This is a genomic window from Xanthomonas sp. CPBF 426 (assembly GCF_903989465.1).
Lineage (GTDB): Bacteria > Pseudomonadota > Gammaproteobacteria > Xanthomonadales > Xanthomonadaceae > Xanthomonas > Xanthomonas euroxanthea.
The window spans coordinates 1,687,141-1,709,351 of the sequence record NZ_LR861805.1 but is presented as its reverse complement, the minus strand read 5'-3'; the positions used below and the strand labels follow the sequence as shown (position 1 = coordinate 1,709,351).

General features: G+C 66.9%; 19 protein-coding genes. 16 read left to right on the top strand and 3 right to left on the bottom strand.

All coding sequences use genetic code 11. From position 1 onward, the window contains the following. Window positions 1-28 precede the first annotated feature (28 nt). Both H7A87_RS07290 and map read right to left on the bottom strand, forming a co-directional pair. Window positions 29-2,638 (bottom strand): [protein-PII] uridylyltransferase, encoded by a 2,610-nt coding sequence (locus H7A87_RS07290; RefSeq protein ID WP_119129026.1) that lies wholly within the window; start codon window positions 2,636-2,638, stop codon window positions 29-31. Continuing rightward, a complete protein-coding gene (gene map / locus H7A87_RS07285) occupies window positions 2,635-3,411 on the bottom strand; it encodes a type I methionyl aminopeptidase (RefSeq protein WP_039520326.1) in 777 nt (258 codons plus the stop codon). The genes H7A87_RS07290 and map overlap by 4 nt, the downstream gene beginning before the upstream one ends. 291 nt (window positions 3,412-3,702) lie before the next feature. Between map and H7A87_RS07280 the strand changes: the two genes are divergently transcribed. The 16 genes from H7A87_RS07280 to bamA all read left to right on the top strand — a co-directional run bounded on the left by H7A87_RS07280 (window position 3,703) and on the right by bamA (window position 21,894). Beyond that, on the top strand, window positions 3,703-4,254 hold the full coding sequence (locus H7A87_RS07280) for a spore coat U domain-containing protein (RefSeq protein ID WP_104556086.1): 552 nt from the start codon (window positions 3,703-3,705) through the stop codon (window positions 4,252-4,254). A gap of 8 nt (window positions 4,255-4,262) precedes the next feature. Further along, on the top strand, window positions 4,263-5,033 hold the full coding sequence (locus H7A87_RS07275; protein WP_119129025.1) for a molecular chaperone: 771 nt from the start codon (window positions 4,263-4,265) through the stop codon (window positions 5,031-5,033). Between the two features lie 16 nt (window positions 5,034-5,049). After that, entirely contained in the window at window positions 5,050-7,401 is a 2,352-nt protein-coding gene (locus H7A87_RS07270) for a fimbria/pilus outer membrane usher protein (RefSeq protein ID WP_119129024.1), read from the top strand. Then, entirely contained in the window at window positions 7,398-8,432 is a 1,035-nt protein-coding gene (locus H7A87_RS07265) for a spore coat U domain-containing protein (RefSeq protein ID WP_180496926.1), read from the top strand. The genes H7A87_RS07270 and H7A87_RS07265 overlap by 4 nt, the downstream gene beginning before the upstream one ends. A gap of 48 nt (window positions 8,433-8,480) precedes the next feature. After that, a complete protein-coding gene (locus H7A87_RS07260) occupies window positions 8,481-8,813 on the top strand; it encodes a hypothetical protein (protein ID WP_119129023.1) in 333 nt (110 codons plus the stop codon). Between the two features lie 2 nt (window positions 8,814-8,815). Beyond that, a complete protein-coding gene (locus H7A87_RS07255; protein ID WP_119129022.1) occupies window positions 8,816-9,523 on the top strand; it encodes a fimbria/pilus periplasmic chaperone in 708 nt (235 codons plus the stop codon). A gap of 448 nt (window positions 9,524-9,971) precedes the next feature. Then, window positions 9,972-10,793, top strand: coding sequence for a 30S ribosomal protein S2 (gene rpsB / locus H7A87_RS07250; RefSeq protein ID WP_026064294.1), 822 nt, complete (start codon window positions 9,972-9,974; stop codon window positions 10,791-10,793). Between the two features lie 169 nt (window positions 10,794-10,962). Continuing rightward, window positions 10,963-11,841, top strand: coding sequence for a translation elongation factor Ts (gene tsf / locus H7A87_RS07245; protein WP_104583393.1), 879 nt, complete (start codon window positions 10,963-10,965; stop codon window positions 11,839-11,841). A gap of 279 nt (window positions 11,842-12,120) precedes the next feature. Next, window positions 12,121-13,644, top strand: coding sequence for a GGDEF domain-containing protein (locus H7A87_RS07240; RefSeq protein ID WP_115676600.1), 1,524 nt, complete (start codon window positions 12,121-12,123; stop codon window positions 13,642-13,644). A gap of 106 nt (window positions 13,645-13,750) precedes the next feature. Next, window positions 13,751-14,473 (top strand): UMP kinase, encoded by a 723-nt coding sequence (pyrH, locus tag H7A87_RS07235; RefSeq protein WP_104648342.1) that lies wholly within the window; start codon window positions 13,751-13,753, stop codon window positions 14,471-14,473. A 193-nt stretch (window positions 14,474-14,666) separates the two neighbouring features. Further along, window positions 14,667-15,224 carry a ribosome recycling factor gene (gene frr / locus H7A87_RS07230; protein ID WP_104532588.1) on the top strand — a complete coding sequence of 186 codons (558 nt, stop codon included), beginning with the start codon at window positions 14,667-14,669 and terminating at the stop codon, window positions 15,222-15,224. A 17-nt stretch (window positions 15,225-15,241) separates the two neighbouring features. Continuing rightward, complete coding sequence (gene uppS, locus H7A87_RS07225; protein WP_164739074.1) at window positions 15,242-16,003, top strand: polyprenyl diphosphate synthase; 762 nt, start codon at window positions 15,242-15,244, stop codon at window positions 16,001-16,003. Further along, window positions 16,000-16,827, top strand: coding sequence for a phosphatidate cytidylyltransferase (locus tag H7A87_RS07220; RefSeq protein ID WP_104648341.1), 828 nt, complete (start codon window positions 16,000-16,002; stop codon window positions 16,825-16,827). The genes uppS and H7A87_RS07220 overlap by 4 nt, the downstream gene beginning before the upstream one ends. A gap of 2 nt (window positions 16,828-16,829) precedes the next feature. After that, window positions 16,830-18,020, top strand: a complete 1,191-nt coding sequence (locus tag H7A87_RS07215; RefSeq protein ID WP_104583398.1) for a 1-deoxy-D-xylulose-5-phosphate reductoisomerase — start codon at window positions 16,830-16,832, stop codon at window positions 18,018-18,020. 26 nt (window positions 18,021-18,046) lie between these two features. Beyond that, complete coding sequence (gene rseP, locus H7A87_RS07210; protein WP_104583399.1) at window positions 18,047-19,393, top strand: RIP metalloprotease RseP; 1,347 nt, start codon at window positions 18,047-18,049, stop codon at window positions 19,391-19,393. Between the two features lie 83 nt (window positions 19,394-19,476). Further along, window positions 19,477-21,894 (top strand): outer membrane protein assembly factor BamA, encoded by a 2,418-nt coding sequence (gene bamA / locus H7A87_RS07205; RefSeq protein WP_180496925.1) that lies wholly within the window; start codon window positions 19,477-19,479, stop codon window positions 21,892-21,894. Window positions 21,895-21,966: 72 nt separating this feature from the next. On the opposite strand, the gene H7A87_RS07200 is transcribed toward bamA, so the two are convergent. Continuing rightward, a complete protein-coding gene (locus tag H7A87_RS07200) occupies window positions 21,967-22,161 on the bottom strand; it encodes a hypothetical protein (protein ID WP_104583401.1) in 195 nt (64 codons plus the stop codon). Window positions 22,162-22,211: the final 50 nt, after the last annotated feature.

Here is a 22,211-nt window from a genome sequence, read left to right as displayed (position 1 = left end):
GGGGGTCTCCGAACGGACTGACGGACTACTAGGTGGGATCGAGGCAGGCGCACAGCGCATCGCGCAGCGCCTGCCGTGCGGATTCGGGCAACGGGCGGTCGTGCTCGTCGGTGATCTGGAACTGGTCTTCGGCACGCTCGCCGAAGGTGGCGATGCGCGCATCGTGCACACGCAGGTGTTGCAGGCGCAGCACGTTGGCCACATCGGCCAGCAAGCCGGGGCGATCGGGCGCCACCAGGCTGATGCGGGTACGGCGGCCACCGGCGCTTTCGCTGAATTCCACGCGCGGCGCAAAGCGGAAGTGGCGCAGCTGGCGCGGCACCGCCCGCCGCGAGGGCCGCACCTTGTGCAGGTCGCCGGCCAGCACCTGGCGCAAGGCCGCGGCCAGACGCTGCGGGTCGCCATCGGCGGAGCTGTCCTGCGGCAGCACCTCGAACACGTCGAGGATCGCATTGTGCGGCGCGTCCAGCACGCGGGCGCGATGGATGCCGTAGCCCTTGCGATCCAGCGTGGCGACGATCGCCGAGAACAGGCCATCGCGATCGGGCGAATACACGAACACTTCCAGCGCGTCGTTGTCCGGCACCGCGCGACGCGCCTTGACCAGGGTCTGCCCGATCTGCACTTCGATCAGCGAGACCGCCTGCCAGGCCAGTTGCTCGGGACGGAAGCGCAGGAAGTTTTCATCCGGCATGCCGGCAAACTGGCGGTCGATGGTGGCATCGTCATGGCCTTGCGCCTGCATCAGCGCGCGTGCGGACTCGCGCGCTTCGCGCAGGCGCTCCTCGCGCGGCGGCGGATGTTCCAGGCCCTCGCGCAGCGCGCGCCGCGCGGCGAAGTACAGGTCGGCCAGCAGCCGGTCCTTCCACGCGTTCCACAATTTGGGGCTGGTGCCGGCGATATCGGCGCAGGTCAGCAGATACAGATAGTCCAGGCGCTCGCGCGTGCCGACCAGGGTGGCAAAACGGTGGATCACCTCCGGGTCGGAGATGTCCTGCTTCTGCGCGGTCACCGACATGCGCAGGTGCTGCTCCACCAGCCAGGCCACCAGCGCGGTATCGCCGTCGCTGAGCCGGTGCGCCTGGCAGAACGCGCGCGCATCCACTGCGCCCAGCTCGGAATGGTCGCCGCCACGGCCCTTGGCGATATCGTGGAACAGCCCGGCCAGCAGCAGCAATTCCGGCTTGCGCAGGCGCGGCCAGACTTCGTGAGTGATCGAAAAACGCTCGTCGGCGCGACCGGCGGCGAACAACGCGATGTTCCGCAGCACCATCAAAGTGTGCTGGTCGACCGTGTAGACATGGAACAGGTCGAACTGCATGCGCCCGGACACGCTGGCGAATGCCGGGATCCACCGGCCCAGCACGCCCAGGCGCGCCATGCGGTTGAGCGACTCCACCGCCCGCGGGCCGCGCAGCAGCGCCATGAAGCGGTCGCGCGCGGTCGCATCGGCCACGTCGTAGGCCGGCAACTCGCGCAGCACCTCGGCCAGCGCGCGCGCCGTCAGCGAATGCAGCCCACGCACCTCGCGGTGCGCCGCCCACTGCGCAAACAGCGCAAAGACCTGCAGCACATCGCCGGCCGGCCAGTCCTCCGCATCCGCGGCCAGATAGCCGCGACGCAGACCGAAGCCCTCGCCAAGCGGCTCCGGCACCGCTTCGCCATCGAATTGTTCTTCGAAGCGCTGCAGCAAGCGGTCACTGATGCGGCGGATCAACGCAGCGCTGCGGTAGAAGCGCTGCATCATCTTTTCCACGCCCAGGCTCTCCGGGTCGTCGGCAAAGCCCAGCCGCTGGGCAAGCGTCTTCTGGTAATCGAACCCCAGCCGCTCTTCCGGCCGTTTGGCGACCAGATGCAGGCCGAAGCGCAAGCGCGCCAGCTCCTCGCGTTCGCGCCGCAGCGCTGCGGCTTCGTCGAAGCCGACATGGCCGAGGCCGACCAGCGCTTCCAGATCCTTGACCCCGAACGCGCGCAGCGCCATCCAGCCCAGTGTCTGCAGGTCGCGCAGACCACCGGGGCCGTCCTTGATATCCGGTTCGAGATTGTCGGCGGTATCGCCGAAGCGCTGGTGCCGCGCCAGCAGCTCTTCGCGCTTGGCCTGGAAGAATTCGCGCGCCGGCCAGACCTGTTGCGGCGAAATCGCGGCAGCCAGGGCCGCACGCGCCTGGCTGCCGGCCACCAGCGGGCGCGACTCGATCAAGGCGGTAAGCACTGTCTGGTCGGCGGCCGCGGCGGTGCACTGCGCCGGCGAGCGCACCGCGTGGCTGATCGGCAGGCCCACATCCCACAGCAAGGCAAACAACCGCGCCAGGGCCTGCTCGTGCTGTTGCTGCACGCCGGTCTCGCCCAGCACCAGCACATCCACGTCCGAACGCGGGAACAGTTCGCCGCGCCCGTAGCCACCGACCGCATGCAACGACAGTTCGGCATCGGCCGGGATGCAGCGCGTCCACGCATTGCGCATCAATTGATCGACCGCGCGTGCGCGCAAGGCCACCAGGCGCTCGATCGGCTCGCCCTGGTCGAAGCGCTTGCACAGCCGCATGTCGGCGTGCACCAGCAGCGGGCGCGCCTGCGCGGCCCACTCGGCATCGCCGGCGGCACCCGGGTCGGGTCGGTCCGCCGGCGTGGCCGTCATACCGGCGCGGGAGCGTTCGGCGACAGCGTCAGCACATCCACGCCGTCCTCGGTCACCGCGACCATGTGTTCCCACTGGGCGGACAACTTGCGGTCCTTGGTCACCACGGTCCAGCCGTCCGGCAGCGTCTTATGGTGGTAGGTGCCTTCGTTGATCATCGGTTCGATGGTGAAGGTCATGCCGGGCTTGAGCACCAGGCCTTCGCCGGGGCGGCCGTAATGCATCACCTGCGGCTCGTCGTGGTAGACCTTGCCGATGCCGTGTCCGCAGTAGTCGCGCACCACGCTGAAGCGCTCGGCCTCGGCAAACTTCTGGATCGCGTGACCGACATCGCCCAGCGTCGCGCCCGGCTTGACCGCGCGGATGCCGCGCCACATCGCTTCGTAGGTGGTTTCCACCAGCCGCTTGGCCATCACCGATGGCGTGCCGACGTAGTACATGCGGCTGGTGTCGCCGTGCCAGCCATCCTTGATGACGGTGACATCGATATTGACGATGTCGCCGTCCTTCAGGACCTTGGCCGCGCTCGGGATGCCGTGACAGATCACGTTGTTGACCGAGGTGCACACGCTCTTGGGAAAGCCGCGATAGCCGACATTGGCAGGAATGGTGCCCTGCACGTTGACGATGTGGTCATGGCAGATGCGGTCCAGCTCGGCCGTGGTCACGCCCGCCTGCACGTACGGAGCCACGACATCGAGCACCTCGGCGGCCAGACGGCCGGCGACGCGCATCAGTTCGATTTCTTCTTTGGTTTTCAGATTGACGCTCATGGCCACGATTATCGCCGATTCGGGCTGAATCTGAACGGCCTGCGCGCGCGTTTTTGCGTTGCGGAGGCAGAACCGCAGAAACGGAAGGGGCAGCAGGAAACTGGCGGCGCCACGCATTCATGTGTGACGCACTACCGCGCGCGTCAAAAAGCCTGTCAGCGGAGTCATCCGAAAGACATCGCACTTTCGGGAAAAACCCTGAGGTTAAACAGTGAGATAGCCAAATCATTCAGGGTAATCTTTGGCATGGCTGATGCATTTGGTCAGGGGCGACGAGTCGTCGCGTCACCAATGACCAGACCGGTCAAGGAAATGTCCATGCGTACTGTCCGCCCTGTCCTGCTGTCCCTTGGCCTGCTCTCGACCATTGGCGCTGCCACTGCAGCAGATACCACCACATTCAACGTCAAGATCGCCGTCACCAAGGCCTGCACCATCACCGCCGCGTCCGCGACGGACGTCGACTTCGGCTCGGTGTTGTCCACCTCCACCGCCAATGCCGACGCCAACGGCAGCGTTACCGCACAGTGCACCGCGCTGACCCCCTACAACATTGCGTTGAGCGCGGGCAGCAATGCCGGCACCGCCAACGACGTCACCACCCGCCGCATGAAGAACACCGATGCGCTGGTCACCACCAACAACTTCATCGCCTACCAGCTGTACCAGGATCTGGGCCGCAGCACGGTCTGGGGCAGCACCACCGGCACCAATACGCTGAGCCGCACCGCCACCGGCATCAACCAGGTCTATCCGGTCTACGGCCGCGTGACCAACCCGTCGGCCAACAATCCCGCCACCGGTACCTACCAAGACACCATCACCGCCACGATCGTCTATTGAGCGCGCGCATGCCATCGCACCACCCCCTGTCCTACCGGATGCCGGGCCGGCTGGTCACGGCCGGGCTGGCACTGATGCTGGCGCTCGGCAGCGGCTGGCCGCTGCAACCGGCCCATGCGGCCAGCCTGCAGCTGGCACCGACCTCGCTGACGCTGAACGCGCAGCAGTCCGCCGACGGGCTGTGGCTGAGCAACAGCGGCAGCGCGCCGGTGCAGGTGCAGACCCGGGCCTATCGCTGGACCCAGCGCGACGGCAAGGATCAGCTGGACCCGACCCAGGAACTGCTGATCAGCCCGCCGATGCGCACGCTGGCCGCCGGCGAGCGCCAGCTGATCCGGGTCATTCGCGCCGGGTCCGCGCCCACCAGCGAGGAAGCCTGCTACCGCATCATCGTCGACGAATTGCCCAATGCCGATGCCGATCGCAAGGGCATGCAGTTCGTGCTGCGCTACTCGGTGCCGATCTTCCTGCTGCCGCCGGGCAGGACCGAATCCGCGCCGACCTTGAACACGCAGGTGATCGCCGGCAGCGACGGCACTGCGCAGATCCAGATCAGCAACACCGGCAATGGGCACGCCCAGGTCGCCGACCTGCAGCATCGGGTCGATGGCACGACCAAGACCGCATTGAACGGGCTGGTGGGCTATGTCCTGCCCGGCCAGACCATGCGCTGGTCACTGGGTTCACCGCTGGCCCAGTTCGGCCGCGGCACCATCATCGCAAGGATCAATGGTGAGGCGGACGAACGCACCTTGTTGGCAGCGCCGACAGCGCCGTGATGCGGGCCGGCTGGCGATGACGCTGCTTGCGACCGCCACCTGCCTGGCGCATGCCGGCTCCGGCGACCTGGCCGATATGGCGCCACTGCCCGATCAGGCCCCGCAGAGCGTGGCGGCCCTGCCGCAGACGCTGTACCTGGATGTCACCCTCAATCAGGCCGACCGCGGCCTGGCACCGTTCGAACTGGTGGACGGTCACCTGCGCGGCTCGGTCGACACGCTGCGCAAGCTGGGCTTCATCCTGGCCGACCGCGGCGCCAACGAACTGGTCGACCTGGATCGCCTGCCCGACGTGGAAGTGCGCTACGACGCCGCGCTGCAACGGCTGGCGCTGCAGGTACCGCTGGCGCAGCTGTCGCTCTCCACCACGGTGCTGAAGGCCGAACAGGTCGCACCGCCCAGCGCCACCGCCTCGCCGGGCATGCTGCTCAACTACGACTTCTATGCCACGCGCAATGCCGGGGCCAGCAGCGTGTCGCTGGCGACCGAAGTGCGCGGCTTCGGCATCGGCCGCGGCATGGTCGATACCACCGCGGTGTTCCTGGCCTACGACCGCCCGCAGGACCAGCGCTGGCGCAGCGAAGCGGTGCGCCTGGACAGCGCCTGGCAGATGGACTTCCCCGACAGCGCCACCAGCCTGACGGTCGGCGATTTCTACAGCGGCTTTGTCGACTGGAGCCGCTCGATCCGCCTGGGCGGGGTGCAGATCGGGCGCAATTACGCCTTGCAGCCGTACCGCGTGCTGACCCCCACGCCAAGCTTCCTGGGCGAGGCGGTGGTGCCCTCGACCGTGGAGCTCTACGTCGATGGCCTGCGCCAGTACAGCGGCCAGGTGCCGGCCGGCCCGTTCCAGCTGGCCGCGCAACCAGGCATCAGCGGGACCGGACAGGCGCAGATCGTGGTGACCGATGCGTTCGGCCAGGTGCGTCGGCTGGACTTCGCGTTCTATGGCACGCCGCAACTGTTGGCGCGCGGCATTTCCGAGTGGTCGGCCGGCATCGGCCATCTGCGCCAGGACTACGGCGTGCGCTCGTTTTCCTACGCCTCGCGTACGGTTGCCAGCGCCACGCTGCGCAAAGGCCTGCGCGAAGACTTCACCATCGAGGCGCACGCCGAGGCCGGCGGCGGCGTGGTCAATGCCGGTGCGGGCGGTGTGTGGCTGCTCGGCGTCGGCGGCGTGGTCAACGCTGCCTATGCGCACAGCCGGATGGATGCGCTGCGCGGTGGCCAGTACGTGCTGGGCTATGCCTGGAACAACCGTCGCTTCAACGTCACCGCCGGTACCCAGCGCACCCACGGCGACTATCGCGACCTGGGCGCGCTGCAGGGCGCGTTGCCGGCGCGCATCAGCGACCGCGTGGCATTCGGCATCAACGTCAATCCGATCGGCTCGCTGGGCACCAGCTATGTGCGCCTGAGCTACCCGCAAGGCGACACCTCGCGTTACGCGAGCCTGTTCTGGTCGCGCAACTTCGGGCGCAACTGGGCGGCCAACCTGTCCGGCAACCAGAACCTGGATGTGCGCAGCGACCGCAGCCTGTACCTGTCGTTGTCGACCACGTTCGGCGAGTTGCGCCAGGCCAGCGCATCGATGCAGCGCAACGGCAACCGCACCGGCTTTGTGGCCGACCTCAGCCAGCCGCTGCCCGGCGACGGCGACCTGGGCGGGATCGGCTGGCGCCTGCAGGGGCGGGCCGGCGACGATGCCAGCGGCGGCCTGGCCGAACTGGGGTGGTTGAACCGCATCGGCCGCTACAACCTCGGCGTCGCCAACCAGGATGGCAACAACTTCGGCTATGCCAGTGCCAGCGGCAGCCTGGTGTGGATGAACGGCCGCGGCTTTGCCGCGCGCGACATCCAGGATGCCTTCGCGGTGGTGTCCACCGACGGCCAGCCCGGCATTCCGGTGCGGCTGGAGAATCGCCTGATCGGCGTCACCGACGCCCGCGGGATGCTGCTGGTCACCCCGCTGCAGTCGTGGCAGCGCAACCAGTTGTCCATCGACACCCTGAACCTGCCGGCGGACCTGCGCGTGGACCGCGTCGATACCGCAGTGACACCGCGCCAGCAGTCCGGGGTGGCGGTGCGCTTCGGCATCACCCGGGTGCGCGCGGCCATGATCGTGCTGCACGACGCCCAGGGCGTGCCGTTGCCGGTCGGCAGCGTGGTGCAGCGCGAAGGCGATGCCGAACGCGTGGTGGTCGGCTACGACGGCGAAACCTATCTGGACAACCTGCAAATCGACAACCGCATCCTGGTCGAGCTGCCCGCTGGCCGCTGCAGCGCTCGGTTCACCTACCCGGCCAACCCCGGCGGCATTCCGCGGGTCGGCCCGCTGCCCTGCGTGCTCGAGCAGGAGACCCCATGAGCCTGCCCGCACCCTGGCGCCTGCTGCTCGCGCTGGCGATCGCCGTGTTGTGGCTTGCCCCCGGCCAGGACGCGCGCGCGGACACCACCTGCAGCGTCACCCTCGGCACCCCGCTGGCATTCGGCAATGTGGCGGCCAACGGCACCACCGATGCGGTGGCGACGCTCAATGTCACCTGCGCGACCGCCGCGCTCAGCGTGCTGGGCTATGCCCAGGTGAGTCTTTGCCTGGACCTTGGGCCGGGCAGCGCCAGCAACGGCCTGTATGCGCCGCGCCGCATGCTCAACCCCACCGGCGACAGCCTGGACTTCCAGATCTACAGCGAGGCCACGCGCACCCAGGTCTGGGGCTCCACCGGATCGACGACGCCTTCGCCGCGCCTGCTGACGCTGTCCTACGGCGTTCCGGTGATCACCGGCGGCTCGCAGACGACCACCCTCACCCTGTACGGGCGGATTCCGGCCAGCCAGACCCTGTCGGTCGGCAACCACACCAGCAGTTTCGGCGGCGCCGACACCGTGCTGCGCTACTCCTACAACGAGAGCATCATCGGCGTCCCGGCGGCGCCGAGCAGTTGCACGGCCGGCGGCAGCGGCGCCAAGACCGCCAGCAATGCGTTCCCCTTCACTGCCTCGGCCAACGTGCCGGCACGCTGCAATACCTACGTCACCACCGACCTGGATTTCGGCAGCATTGCCGGCACCATCGATACCGCCATCGATCGCACTTCCACCATCAGCCTGTCGTGCACCAACCGCACCGCCTGGAATATCGGGCTGGGCGATGGCATCAATGCCACCGGCAGCGTCCGGCGCATGCGCCATGCCAGCAGTGCCAACTACATCGCCTACGAGCTGTATCGGGACGCCGGCCGCGGCAACCGCTGGGGCACCAGCATCGGCGTCGATACGCTCAGCGGCACCGGCAACGGCGTCGCGCAGACGGTGACCGTCTATGGGCGTGCGCCGGCACCGCAGCAGCCCATTGCAGGGGCCTACAACGACACGGTGACGGTCTCCATCACTTACTGACAGTTAATAAAGTTCGCATCGGGGGCGTCGCTATCTGTTACGTCTCCAATGCAAACGATTGCCTTCATGACGCTGGTCACTATCCTGAAGCGCCTGACGCTGGTCGCCCTCGTCTGCACCGCGACCTCGACCGCGGCCAACGCGGCCGCTGCGCGCGGCCCGGAAAACTTCACCCTGCACATCGGACTGCGCCTGCTCAGCGGCTGCGAGCTGCGCACTGCGCCCCCGCGCGCCAGTTGTTCCAGGGGCACGCCGATGGCGATCGCCCCGCCGGCCAGCACCGCCGAGGACCCCGCCGTCACCAGCACCGGGCAGGATGCCAGTGCACTCGCCGGGCCTGCGCCTGCCGGCAGTGCGCGCATGACCACGATCGCGTTCTGAGCATGGCCACGCCTCGCTCCCGCTGCTGCCTGCTGGCGCTTGCACTGGCCGGCCTGGCCATCGCCGGCACCGCCGCTGGCGCCGAGATCGCCATCGCCCCGACCACTGCACGCATTCCCGCCGACAGCGACCAGGCGGCCATCTGGCTCTACAACCAGGCCGCGCTGCCCTGGCGCGCCGAAGCCAAACTCTACCGCTGGCGCCAGGACGGCGACCGCGAACTGCTCGAACCGGCCACCGCGGCCACCGTCAGCCCGGCGCAGTTCGAAATTCCGTCGCAAGGCCGGCAGCTGCTGCGGGTGATCCGGCTGGGCCCCAGCCCGGCACAGGCCGAGGACAGCTACCGGTTGGTGGTGACCCAGCATGCCGCCGGCAGCGATACCGAGCTGCTGCGGTATTCCACGCCGGTGTTCGCCCTGCCCAGCCAACCCGGCGAACAGCACCCGGTGCTGCAGGCCAGCGTGTCCGGCCACGGCAGCGGCCGCGCCCTGCAGGTCCACAATGCCGGGCCGAGCCATGCCCGGCTGGCCGACCTGGCCTACATCGATGCCGGCGGTACCCGCCGCAGCATCCGCGACGACCTGGCCGGTTACGTGCTGCCCGGCCAGACCCGCCAATGGCCGCTACCGACCAACCTGCCCGCAGGCAACGGCCGCTTCGTGGCACGCATCAACAGCGATACCGAGACTACGCTGGCACTGGAGCCGTGAATCGTGAGTCGGGAATGGGGAATCGGTACGGCGCATCGCCATAGCTGATCGTTTCGCGTGCGGATGCTCAAGCAGCTAGGCTCTCCCGATTCCCGATTCCCGATTCCCGATTCCCGATTCCCGATTCCCGATTCCCGATTCCCGATTCCCGATTCCCGATTCCCGTCGATTGCACCTCCCCGCCCCGCCGGCTATACTCCGCCGGCTGTTTTGCGTATTGCACGCAGTGCGTCGTTCACGTCGGACGTCACCGACGAATTCACACCTGCCGCCGCCATCCGTGCCGGGGTGCCCCCAACAGGGGGTTCGACACGGAGGCGACAGGGAAGCCCAACCCCGGAATCATGTGCGTTTTGATGCGAGTCCCTCGCAACAGCCCGCACATCCATGTGCGGACTCCTCAAAGTCAAGGCCGCGCACGGTGATTCCGCTATCAGGAGTTACTTCAATGCCCCAAGTCACCATGCGTCAGATGCTGGAAGCCGGCGTCCATTTCGGTCACCAGACCCGCTACTGGAACCCCAAGATGGCGCCGTACATCTTCGGCGCGCGCGGCAAGATCCACATCATCAACCTCGAGAAGACCGTTCCGCTCTTCAATGACGCGATGAACTTCCTCTCCTCGATCGCGCAGAAGCGCGGCACCGTGCTGTTCCTGGGCACCAAGCGCAGCGCGCGCGAGTCCATCAAGGAAGAAGCCGAGCGTTGCGGCATGCCGTTCATGACCCAGCGCTGGCTGGGCGGCACGCTGACCAACTTCCGTACCGTCAAGCAGTCGGTTGCCCGCCTGAAGGAACTGGAGTCGGCCGAGACCGACGGCACCTTCGACAAGCTGGTCAAGCACGAAGTGCTGGGCCTGCGTCGCGAGCGCGAAAAGCTGGATGCCTCGCTGGGCGGCATCAAGGAAATGAACCGCCTGCCCGACGCGATCTTCGTGATCGACATCGGCCATGAAGACATCGCCATCAAGGAAGCCAAGAAGCTCGGCATTCCGGTGATCGCGGTGGTCGACACCAACTACGATCCGGCCCTGGTCGACTACGCCATCCCGGGTAACGACGACGCCATCCGTGCCGTGCAGCTGTATGCACGCGCCGCTGCCGACGCCGTGCTGGAAGGCAAGGCCGCTGCGCCGAATTCCGCGTCGGTGCGCGAGGAAGAGTTCTCCGCCGAGTCCGCCGACGAAGGCAAGGGCCGTCGCGCTCCGGCCAAGAAGGGCGACAAGAAGGCTGACGCGCCGGCCGACGCGGCCGCTCCGGCTGCCGAGTAATCGGCCTGCAATGCGGCCGCACCATGCTGTGCGGCCGCAGCCCCGACGGGTCCACCGCGGCCCGTCGCCGAGGCCACTGAACATCTCTACGGGGGCGGCCGGCATGGCTGCGTCGTCTCCTACTGGCGGAACATTCCGCCGCACGCATTCGTCCATATGAGGTAATTCCATGGAAATCACTGCTTCCCTGGTCAAGGAACTGCGCGAGCGCACCGGCGCCGGCATGATGGAGTGCAAGAAGGCACTCGTCGAAAACGCAGGCGACATCGACGCCGCTGCCGAATGGCTGCGCAAGTCTGGCCTGGCCAAGGCCGACAAGAAGGCTGACCGCGTCGCAGCCGAAGGCCGTATCGCCACCGCACAGGCCGGCGGCAAGGCCGTGCTGGTCGAAGTCAACTCCGAGACCGACTTCGTCGCCAAGGACGAGAACTTCCTGGCCTTCACCGAGACCGTGGCCACCGCCGCGCTGAACGCGGACGCAGCCGATGCCGAAGCGCTCAAGAGCGTCAAGCTCGACAGCGGCGAGACCATCGAAGAGCGTCGCGCCGCGGTCATCGCCAAGGTCGGCGAGAACCTGCAGGTGCGTCGCCTGGTCCGTATCGACAGCGCCAACAACGTCGCAGCCTACGTGCACGGCGGCCGCATCGGCGTGCTGGTCGAGCTGAAGGGTGGCGACATCGAGCTGGCTCGCGGCATCGCCATGCACATCGCCGCGATGAACCCGCCGCACGTCAAGGCCTCCGACGTCCCGGCCGAGTTCATCGCCAAGGAAAAGGAAATCGAACTGGCCAAGATGTCCGAGAAGGACAAGGCCAAGCCGGCCGAGATCCTGGAAAAGATCATCAGCGGCAAGATCAGCAAGATCGTCAACGAAGTGACGCTGTACGGCCAGCCGTACGTGCTGAACACCGACCAGACCGTCGAGCAGGCGGTCAAGGCCGCCGGTGCCGACGTGGTCGGCTTCCAGCGCCTGGCCGTTGGCGAAGGCATCGAGAAGGTGGTGGAAGACTACGCCGCCGAAGTGATGAAGCAGGCCGGACTGGCCTGATCCTCGCCGCACCGTAGAAAAAGCCGCGGCCTGCCGCGGCTTTTTTTTGCCCGGCGCTGGCGCGCGCGCCAGCAACGCGCGAAACTGAAGCGAACGCATCCGCCAGGCCCGCAACCGGCCTCAACATCTACAGATGTCGTGTCGGTGGCCGCTACAGCTGGATGCCGACCAGGCTTTCCGCGTCCATCACGCACGCGCTGCAGCGCGGCGGCGGCCAAGCATGGCGTGCCCCATTAACGAACGCAGCGGTATGCTTGCGTTCACCGTCGGCGATGACCCATGCAACCAGATCTACAGGCCGCCCTGCACTATTGCCGCAACCTGCCGTCGCCTCCGGGTGTGGCGTTGCGCGTCATCGAGCTGGCGCAGGACCCCGACGTGGACATGACCACCACGGCCAACGTCATCGGCATGGACATGGCATTGAGCGCGCGCATGCTGCGGGTTGCCAATTCGCCGCTGTACGCCAGCCGCCGCCGTATCGACAACCTCGGCCAGGCGCTGACCATGCTCGGCCTCAACGCGACCCTGAGCCTGGCACTGGGGTTTTCGATGGTGCACGGCGTGCGCAGCACCTTCGCCGCGCATCCGCTGCATGAGCGCATCTGGCGCCGTGCCGGGCTGTGTGCGCTGGCCAGCCGCATCCTCGGGCAGGCCTACGGCATCCGCAAACCCGAAGAACTCATGCTGGCCGGCCTGCTGCAGGACATCGGCAAGCTGGCCCTGCTGCAGGGCGCGCCGGAGCTGTATGCGCCGCTGCTGGAGCAGGCGCCCGACAACGCCACGCTGCTCGAGGCCGAACGCGAGCAGCTGGGCGCCACCCATGCCGAAGTCGGCGCCTGGCTCGCGCATCAGTGGCAGTTGCCGCCGTACCTGCAGAACGCCATCGCGCAAAGCGAGCAAGAGCCCGCCGGCCTGGAGCCGTTCATGGCCTGTGTCGCGCTGTCCGGGCGACTGGCCGACATCTGGCTGTCGGCCAGTGCCGTGGCGGCCACCGAACGCGCGCAACAACAGGCGCAGGAGGTGCTGGACCTGGACGCCGAACGCTTCGAGAAGGTGATCGAACGCATCGCCGAATCGCTGCCCGAACTGGAAGCCCTGTTCGACATTCGCGTGCCGCAGCCCGAGCACATCCAGATGATCTTCGAGCAGGCGCGCGAACTGGCGATGCTGCGCAGCCTGCGCGAATTGCAGGACGTGGCCGAAGCGCGCCGGCATGCCGACGAATCGGAAAACCGCATGCGCCATCTGGCCGAACAGGCCAGCCGCGATGCGTTGACCGGCGTGTTCAATCGCCATCAGCTCGGCACTGCGCTGGCGCACGAGTTCGAGCTGGCATCGCGCCAGAACTGGCCGCTGTCGATCGCCTTCATCGACCTGGACGACTTCAAGCGCGTCAACGATGCGCATGGTCACCTGGTCGGCGACGAGGTACTGCGCAACTTCGCGCAGACGCTGCAGCGCATGGTGCGCACCAGCGACCTGGTCGCCCGCTATGGCGGCGAGGAATTCCTGGTGATCCTGCCCAACACCGCGGCCGAAGCGGCATTGATGGTGGTCGAGCGCATCCTGGCCGAAACCGCACGCACGCCGATGGCGCAACTGCAGGGCGGCCCGCTGCACATCACCTTCTCGGCGGGGCTGGCCACCCACGGCGGCGACGACCGCCAGTTCGAGAGCATCGAGCATCTGCTGCAGGCCGCCGACAGCACGCTGTACCGCTCCAAACATCGCGGCCGCAACCGCGTCACCGCCTACGATGCGACCGACGTGCCGACACCGCAGCCGCCGCGCGCGCACTGAGCAACGTGTCACGTCATTGCCAACTACCGAATTTTTACCACGCCCGGTGACAGGCTTCCGCTAGACTTGCCGGCGTTTGCCGATCCCCCACACCGAGGTTTCCCCCATGTCCGAACTTGCCTATCGCCGCATTCTTCTCAAACTTTCCGGGGAGGCGCTGATGGGAGACGGGGATTACGGCATCGATCCCAAGGTCATCAACCGCCTCGCCCATGAAGTGATCGAAGCCCAGCAGGCCGGCGCGCAGGTCGCCCTGGTGATCGGCGGCGGCAACATCTTCCGCGGCGCCGGCCTGGCCGCCAGCGGCATGGACCGCGTCACCGGCGACCACATGGGCATGCTGGCCACCGTGATCAACGCGCTGGCGATGCAGGATGCGCTGGAGAAGCTCGGCGCCAAGGTGCGCGTGATGAGCGCGATCAAGATCAACGATGTCTGCGAGGACTTCATCCGCCGTCGCGCGATCCGCCATCTGGAAAAGGGCCGCATCGCGATCTTCGCCGCCGGCACCGGCAATCCGTTCTTCACCACCGACTCGGGCGCGGCGCTGCGCGCGATCGAGATCGGCGCCGACCTGCTGCTCAAGGCAACCAAGGTCGACGGCGTCTACGACAAGGACCCGAAGAAGCACACCGATGCGGTGCGTTATGACAGCCTGACCTACGACCAGGTCATCCTGCAGGGCCTGGAAGTGATGGACACCGCCGCCTTCGCCCTGGCGCGCGACAGCGACCTGCCGCTGCGCATCTTCGGCATGAGCGAGCCCGGCGTGCTGCTGCGCATCCTGCACGGCGAGCAGATCGGCACGCTGGTGCAGGGCCGCAGCTGAGGCTGGGAATCGGGAGTCGGGATTGGGGAATCGCAAAGGCGCGGCGCCCGGGCTGCGCTGATAGCTCACGATGGCGGCGTCGGGCGTGAAGTGCCGGCAAGTGAACCGGCTGCGCGGGTCCTGACGACCCGCGAGTCGTGAAACCTCAGTCCCGGCTATAATCTCCGGATTCAGCTCCACACGGATTCCGGCGATGCTCAACCAGATCAAACAAGACGCGCAGACGCGCATGACCAAGAGCATCGATGCTCTGCGCCATTCCCTGACCACGGTGCGCACCGGCCGCGCCTCTCCGGCGCTGCTGGACGGCATCAAGGTCAAGGCCTACGGCACCGACACCCCCCTCAACCAGGTTGCCAGCATCAGCGTCTCCGAAGGCCGCTCGCTGGTCATCAGCCTGTTCGACAAGGGCATGATCAAGGACGTCGAGAAGGCGATCTATGCCTCGGATCTGGGCCTGACCCCGACCGTGGTCGGCACCGTGATCCGTCTGAACCTGCCGCCGCTGACCGAGGAGCGCCGCAAGGAGCTCAGCAAGTCCGTGCATGGCGAGGGCGAGGACAGCAAGGTGGCCATCCGCAACATCCGTCGCGATGCCAACCAGCAGGTCAAGGATCTGCTCAAGGACAAGGCGGTCACCGAAGACGAGGCGCGCAGCGCCGAGGACGACATCCAGAAGCTGACCGACAAGGCCATCAAGGATGTGGATGAGGTCGTCAAGGCCAAGGAACAGGAACTGATGACGGTCTGATCGTGGCATCGCCTGCCATGCATCCAGCACCTTCCGCTGCCGCCGTGCCGCGCCACATTGCCATCATCATGGATGGCAATGGGCGTTGGGCGCAGCGTCGGCGGCGTCCGCGCATGATCGGTCATCGCGCCGGCGCGCGCGCGGTCAACCGCACCATCGACTTCTGCCTGGAAAAAGGCGTCTCGGCGCTCACCCTGTTCGCGTTCTCCAGTGAAAACTGGGGGCGCCCGCAGGAGGAAGTCGATGCGCTGATGAAACTGTTCCTGCATGCGCTCGACCGCGAGGTCGACGAGCTGCAGCGCCGCGGCGTGCAAGTACGCTTCATCGGCGATCGCGGCCGCTTCGCGGCGCCGCTGCGCGAGCGCATGGCCGGCGCAGAACGCATCACCGCGGCCAATTCGCGCCTGGTGCTGAGCATTGCCGCCAGCTACGGCGGCCGCCAGGACATTGCGCTGGCCGCGCGGGCCCTGGCCGAAGAAGTGGCGGCCGGTCGCCTGCAACCGCAGCAGATCGACGAAGCGCTGCTGGCCAGCCGCGTCGCATTGGCCGACCTGCCGGCGCCGGACCTGTTCATCCGCACCGGTGGCGACACCCGCATCAGCAATTTCCTGCTGTGGCAGCTGGCCTATACCGAACTGTGGTTCACCGAAACTCTGTGGCCGGAGTTCGATGCCGGCGTGCTGCAGCAGGCGCTGGATGACTACGCCGGGCGCGAACGCCGCTACGGCCTGACCAGTGCCCAGATCGCCGACAAGGCGACGGAGAGCTCCTCCGCATGACCAAGACCCGCGTGATTGCCGCGCTGATCATGGCGCCGCTCGCCATCTGCGCGATCGTGCTGCTGCCCACGCAATGGCTGGCGGCGCTGGCGGCGATCCTGTTCCTGACCGGTCTATGGGAGTGGCTCAAGCTCTCCGGCATCGACGACAGCCTGCCGCGCACCGTGCTGCTGATGCTCAATCTGCTGCTGATGGTGCTGATGGTGTGGGCCTCGGCCGGCTCCATGGTGCTGTTCCAGATCGCCGCCCTGGTGGGGGTGGTCTGGTGGCTGCTGGCGCTGCTGTGGCTGCGCTTTTTCACCTTCGGTGCCGATCACGGCAACGGCCAGGCGCGCGCGCTCAAGCTCGCCGCCGGCACGCTGGCGGTATTGCCGGCCTGGGCCGCGCTGGTGCTGCTGCATGCCAACCCGGACAAGGGCAACCTGTGGCTGCTGACCGCGCTGACCATGGTGTGGGCGGCCGATTCGGGCGCCTATTTCGCCGGCCGCGCGTTCGGCAAGCACAAGCTGGCACCGCGGGTCAGCCCCAACAAGACCATCGAAGGCCTGCTCGGCGGCATGGTCGCCGGCATCGTGGTCGCCTGCGCGTTCGGCTGGCTGGCCGGGCTCACCCTGGCGCACGTGCCGCAGCTGATCCTGGTGGCGGCGGTGGCGGTGCTGGCCTCGGTGCTGGGCGATCTGTTCGAGAGCCTGCTCAAGCGTCATGCCGGCGCCAAGGACTCGGGCGCGGTGATTCCGGGCCACGGCGGCGTGCTGGATCGCATCGACGGCGTGCTCGCCGCCCTGCCGGTGTTCGCACTCGGCAAGGAAATTCTCGGGTTCTAGATATGGCTGGCTCTGCTCTCCGTCACGTCGCCGTCTTCGGCGCCACCGGCTCGATCGGTGCATCGGCACTGGATGTGATCGCCCGTCATCCGCAGCGGCTGCGTGCCAGCGTGCTGTCGGCCGGCAGCAAGGTCGACGCGCTGCTGGCGCTGTGCGTCACCCATCGCCCTGCGCACGCAGTGATCGCCGACCACTCCCTGTACCCGGCACTGCGCGACGGTTTGCGCGCGGCCGGCCTGGCCACCCAGGCCCACGCCGGCAGCGAGGCCCTGGACGCGCTGGCCGCCAGCGATGCCTGCGATACCGTGGTGGCGGCGATCGTGGGGGCGGCCGGCCTGCCGTCCACGCTGGCCGCGGCCGGCGCCGGCAAGCGCCTGTTGCTGGCCAACAAGGAATCGCTGGTGCTGGCCGGCGAATTGCTGACCCGCACCGCGACTGCGGCCGGCGCCGAGATCATCCCGATCGACAGCGAGCACAGCGCCATCTTCCAGTGCCTGCGCTCCTGCGACGCCAGCCGCGGCGTGCGCCGGGTCATCCTGACCGCGTCCGGCGGTCCGTTCCGTGGCTGGGACCGCGCCGCGCTCGGTGCGGTCACGCCCGCGCAGGCGGTCGCCCATCCCAAATGGTCGATGGGCCCGAAGATTTCGGTGGATTCGGCGACGCTGATGAACAAGGGCCTGGAGGTGATCGAGGCGCATCACCTGTTCGGCCTGCCCGGCGCCCGGATCGATGTGCTGGTGCACCCACAGAGCCTAGTGCACTCGCTGGTGGAATTCGTCGATGGCTCCACCCTGGCCCAGCTCGGCCTGCCCGACATGCGCACCACGCTGGCGGTCGGCCTGGCGTGGCCGGAGCGGGTCGAGTCCGGCGTTGGCGGGCTGGACCTGCTGACCCAGGGACGGCTGGATTTCGAGGCGCCGGACACGGCCGCATTTCCGTGCCTGCGCCTTGCCTGGGAGGCGCTGGAGGCCGGCGGGACCGCGCCTGCGATCCTGAACGCGGCCAATGAAGTGGCTGTTTCAGCGTTTCTTCAGGGCCAGGTGGGTTTCCTAGCGATTCCCGCGTTGGTCGAACACACACTGACAACGCTCGCACGGCACAATGCCGACTCCCTCGACACCCTGCTGTCTGCCGATGCGCAAGCGCGGCAGATCACCGAACGCGCCCTCGCCAATCACCGCCTTCATGCCTGATCGATTTACGCAACCGAGTTGCATCCATGGGTGATTTCATCGGTTCGGTCTGGTGGATGATCGTCAGCCTGGGCGTGTTGGTGACCTTCCACGAATTCGGGCACTTCTGGGTCGCGCGCCGCTGCGGCGTCAAGGTGCTGCGCTTTTCGGTGGGCTTCGGCAAGCCGTTGTGGATGCGTCGTGACCGCCACGGCACCGAGTTCGTGGTGGCGGCCATTCCGCTGGGCGGCTACGTCAGGATGCTCGACGAACGCGAAGGCGACGTGCATCCGGCCGAGCAGGACCAGGCCTTCAACCGCAAGACGGTATGGCAGCGCATCGCCATCGTCGCCGCCGGCCCGATCGCCAACCTGTTGCTGTGCATGGCGATGCTGTGGGCGATGTTCGTGGTCGGCAAGCAGGATTACTCGGCCACCATCGGCCGCGCCGACGGTCTGGCCGCCGAAGCCGGCCTGAGCCCGGGCGAGCGCATCGTGCGCATCGATGGGCGCAGTGTCAGCAGCTGGAGCGATGCCAGCATGCAGCTCACCACGGCGGCGATGGACCAGCGCGACATCCGCGTGCTGACCGCCACCGAAGGCGCCGGCAACCGCGAGCACACGCTGCGCCTGTCGCAGCTGCCGGCCGGCTTTGACGAGCGCCGCGTGGCGTCGCTGGCCGGTATCGGCTGGCAGTTCATGCTGCAGCCGCCGGTGGTGGGCCAGGTGGTCGCCGGCTCGGCGGCGCAGGGGCTGCTGCAGCCGGGCGACCGCATCGTGGCCATCGACGGCCAGCCGATCCGGTCGGCCGACGAGATTCCCGCCCAGCTGCAGGCACTGGGCGCGCAGGGCGGGACCGGCATGATCGAGGTCGCGCGCGGCGACGACCGGCTGGCGCTGGAAATCGCCCCGCGCCGGTCGCCGCAGGGGCAATGGCTGCTCGGCGTGGGGTTTGCGCCAGCGCAGGCGCCGGCCTACGACAGCCGCCAGCAGTACGGCATGTTCGCCGCGGTGCCTGCCGCGATCCGTGAGACCGGCCGGATGACCGCCGACTCGCTGGGCATGATGAAGCGCATGCTGACCGGCCAGGCCTCGGTCAAGAACATCTCCGGCCCGGTCACCATTGCGCGCGCCGCCAACGCCTCGGCCGAACGCGGGCTCGACTGGTTCCTGTATTTCCTGGGCTTGCTGTCGCTCAGCCTGGCGATCATCAACCTGATGCCGATCCCGATCTTGGACGGTGGGCATCTGCTGTATTACCTTATCGAGTTGGTCAAGGGCAGCCCGATCAGCGAACGGGCCATGATTGCCGGGCAATATGTCGGCCTGGCGGTCCTGGCCGGGCTGATGGGACTGGCGTTCTACAACGACATCCTCGGCCTGGTTCCACGATGAAGCTGCTCCACTCTTTCCGCCTGTTGTCGTCGTCATACGTCGGCATCCAGCAACACCCGAAATCGACTCCAACCGGATGTGACATGACGCGTCTTCCCACTCGCCGCCTGCTTGCCCTCGCTCTCGCCGCCGGCCTCAGCCTGCCAGTCGTTGCCCTGGCCGCAGAGCCGTTCGTTGCCAGCGACATCCGCGTCGACGGCCTGCAGCGCATCGCCTCCGGCACCGTGTTCACCTATCTGCCGGTGAACCGCGGCGACACCGTGGACGATGGCAAGGTCGCCGACTCGATCCGTGCGCTTTACCGCACCGGCTTCTTCGAGGACGTGCAGCTGGATCGCCAGGGCAACATCCTGGTGATCACCGTGAAGGAGCGCCCGGCGATCAACAAGCTCACCGTGACCGGCAACAAGGACATCAAGTCCGAGGAACTGCTCAAGGGCCTAGGCGACATCGGCCTGACCGAGGGGGGCACCTTCGACCGCCTGAGCCTGGACCGCGTGACCCAGGAGCTGACCCGCCAGTACAACAACCGCGGCAAGTACAACGTCGAGATCACCCCGACGGTCAGCCCGCTGGACCGTAACCGCGTGGACGTGGCGATTGCGATCAAGGAAGGCAAGGCGGCCAAGATCCGCCACGTCAACCTGATCGGCACCGAGAAGTTTGCCAACGAGGACATCCTGGAGAACTGGGAATCCAAGGAGCACAACTGGGCCTCGTGGTATCGCCGCGACGACCAGTACTCCAAGGAAAAGATGTCCGGCGACCTGGAGAAGCTCAACTCCTGGTACCTGGACCGCGGCTACGTGGACTTCAGCATCGATTCCACCCAGGTGTCGATCAGCCCGGACAAGCGCGATATGTTCGTCAGCGCCGGCGTCACCGAAGGCGAGCAGTACAAGATTTCCGAGATCAAGGTCACCGGCGACACCGTGCTGCCGCAGGCCGACATCGAGCGCCTGGTCATCCCCAAGGCAGGCGACATCTTCTCGCGTGCGCTGCTGGAGTACACCTCCGATGCGATCACCAATACGCTGAGCAACGTCGGTTACGCCTTCGCCAAGGTCAACCCGATCCCCACCCCGAACCGCGAGGACCGCACTGTCGCGGTGAACCTGCAGGTGGTGCCGGGCCCGCGCGTGACCGTGCGCCGCATCCTGTACAAGGGCAACAGCCGCACCTCGGACGAAGTGCTGCGCCGCGAGATGCGCCAGTTCGAAAACACCTGGTATTCGCAGGCGGCGATCGACCGTTCCAAGATCCGCCTGCAGCGCCTGGGCTACTTCGAGAGCGTGGATGTGGAAACGCCGGCCGTGCCGGGCAGCAACGACCAGGTCGACGTGGTCTACAACGTCAAGGAGACCACCTCCGGCAGCTTTGTGTTCGGCCTGGGCTACTCGCAGAGCTTCGGTGTGACCACCTCGGTGCAGTTGTCGCAGAACAACTTCCTGGGCGGCGGCAACCGGGTGGCGGTGGAAGCCTCGCGCAGCAGCTACCAGCAGCGCTACGCGTTCTCCTACACCAACCCGTTCTTTACCGACGACGGCGTGTCTCTGGGCTACAACCTGTCCTGGCGCTCGCTGGACTACTCGGACTTCAACACCGCCCAGTACAACAGCAAGAATGGTTCGGCGCAGGTGGTGTTCGGCGTGCCGATCACCGAGAACGATACCGTCTCGGCGATGGTCGGCATCGACAGCAACCAGATCAATACGTTCCAGGGCCAGACCCCGCAGGCGATCATCAATTACATCGATGCAATCGGTACTAGCACCTTCCATGCCTGGCGCACAGAGCTGGGCTGGGCACGCGATACCCGCAACGACTTCTTCATGCCCACCCGTGGCATGTACCAGCGCGTCGGCCTGGAGACCACCCTGCCCGGCTCCACGGTTGAGTACTACAAGTTCAACTACCAGATCTCCAACTACTGGCCGATCATCCCGGCGATCGTGTTGAACACCCGCTTCGAGCTGGGTTACGGCGACAGCTATGGCAATGACAGCCGCCGCGACATATGCGGCGTAGTCACCAACATTAACAACAGCCCCACCTACACAGAGCAAGGCTGCAACGGCAGCAACCTGATCCGTACTGTCACTGCGACCGGGCTGCCGTTCTACGAGAACTTCTACGCCGGCGGTACCAACTCGGTGCGCGGCTTCGAAGACAACACGCTGGGTCCGCGTTCGGAAAGCACCTTCAACTACACGCGCGGCCAGCCGCTGGGTGGCTCGTTCAAGACCGTCGGTTCGGTGGAAATGTACTTCCCCAAACTGTTCGACAGCCCGTCGGCACGCGTGTCGGCGTTCTTCGACTTCGGTAACGTCTACGACGGCGTGGACAACTTCAAGGCCAACGAGCTGCGTGCGTCCACCGGTGTGGCGCTGTTGTGGCGCGCCCCGGTCGGTCCCATTTCGATCAGCTACGCATTCCCGCTGAAAAAGGAAGACAACGACGAGATCGAACGTCTGCAGTTCACCTTCGGCGGCCAGTTCTAATAGCGAACGGCAACAAAGAAGGCGGCCCGCGCAAGCGGGCCGCCCGTGTATCACCGGTTGGATGTGGGCCGGTCAGAACCAGCTGTCCAACCATGTGGAGACGGTGTTGGACAGACAGCTGGCGATGTCGCCGGCAGGCAGGCTGAGACACTGCAGCTGCTGCTCACCGGTTGCCCTGCCCTGCTCGACATCGAAGGATTGGGCCGATGCACCTGCGACCGCGCCCATCATGACCAGACCACCAAGGATGGAAAGAACGGTTTTCATATGCGTGTTCCTGGATTGGCCGCTTGATTGCGACAGGACCCTAGATACGC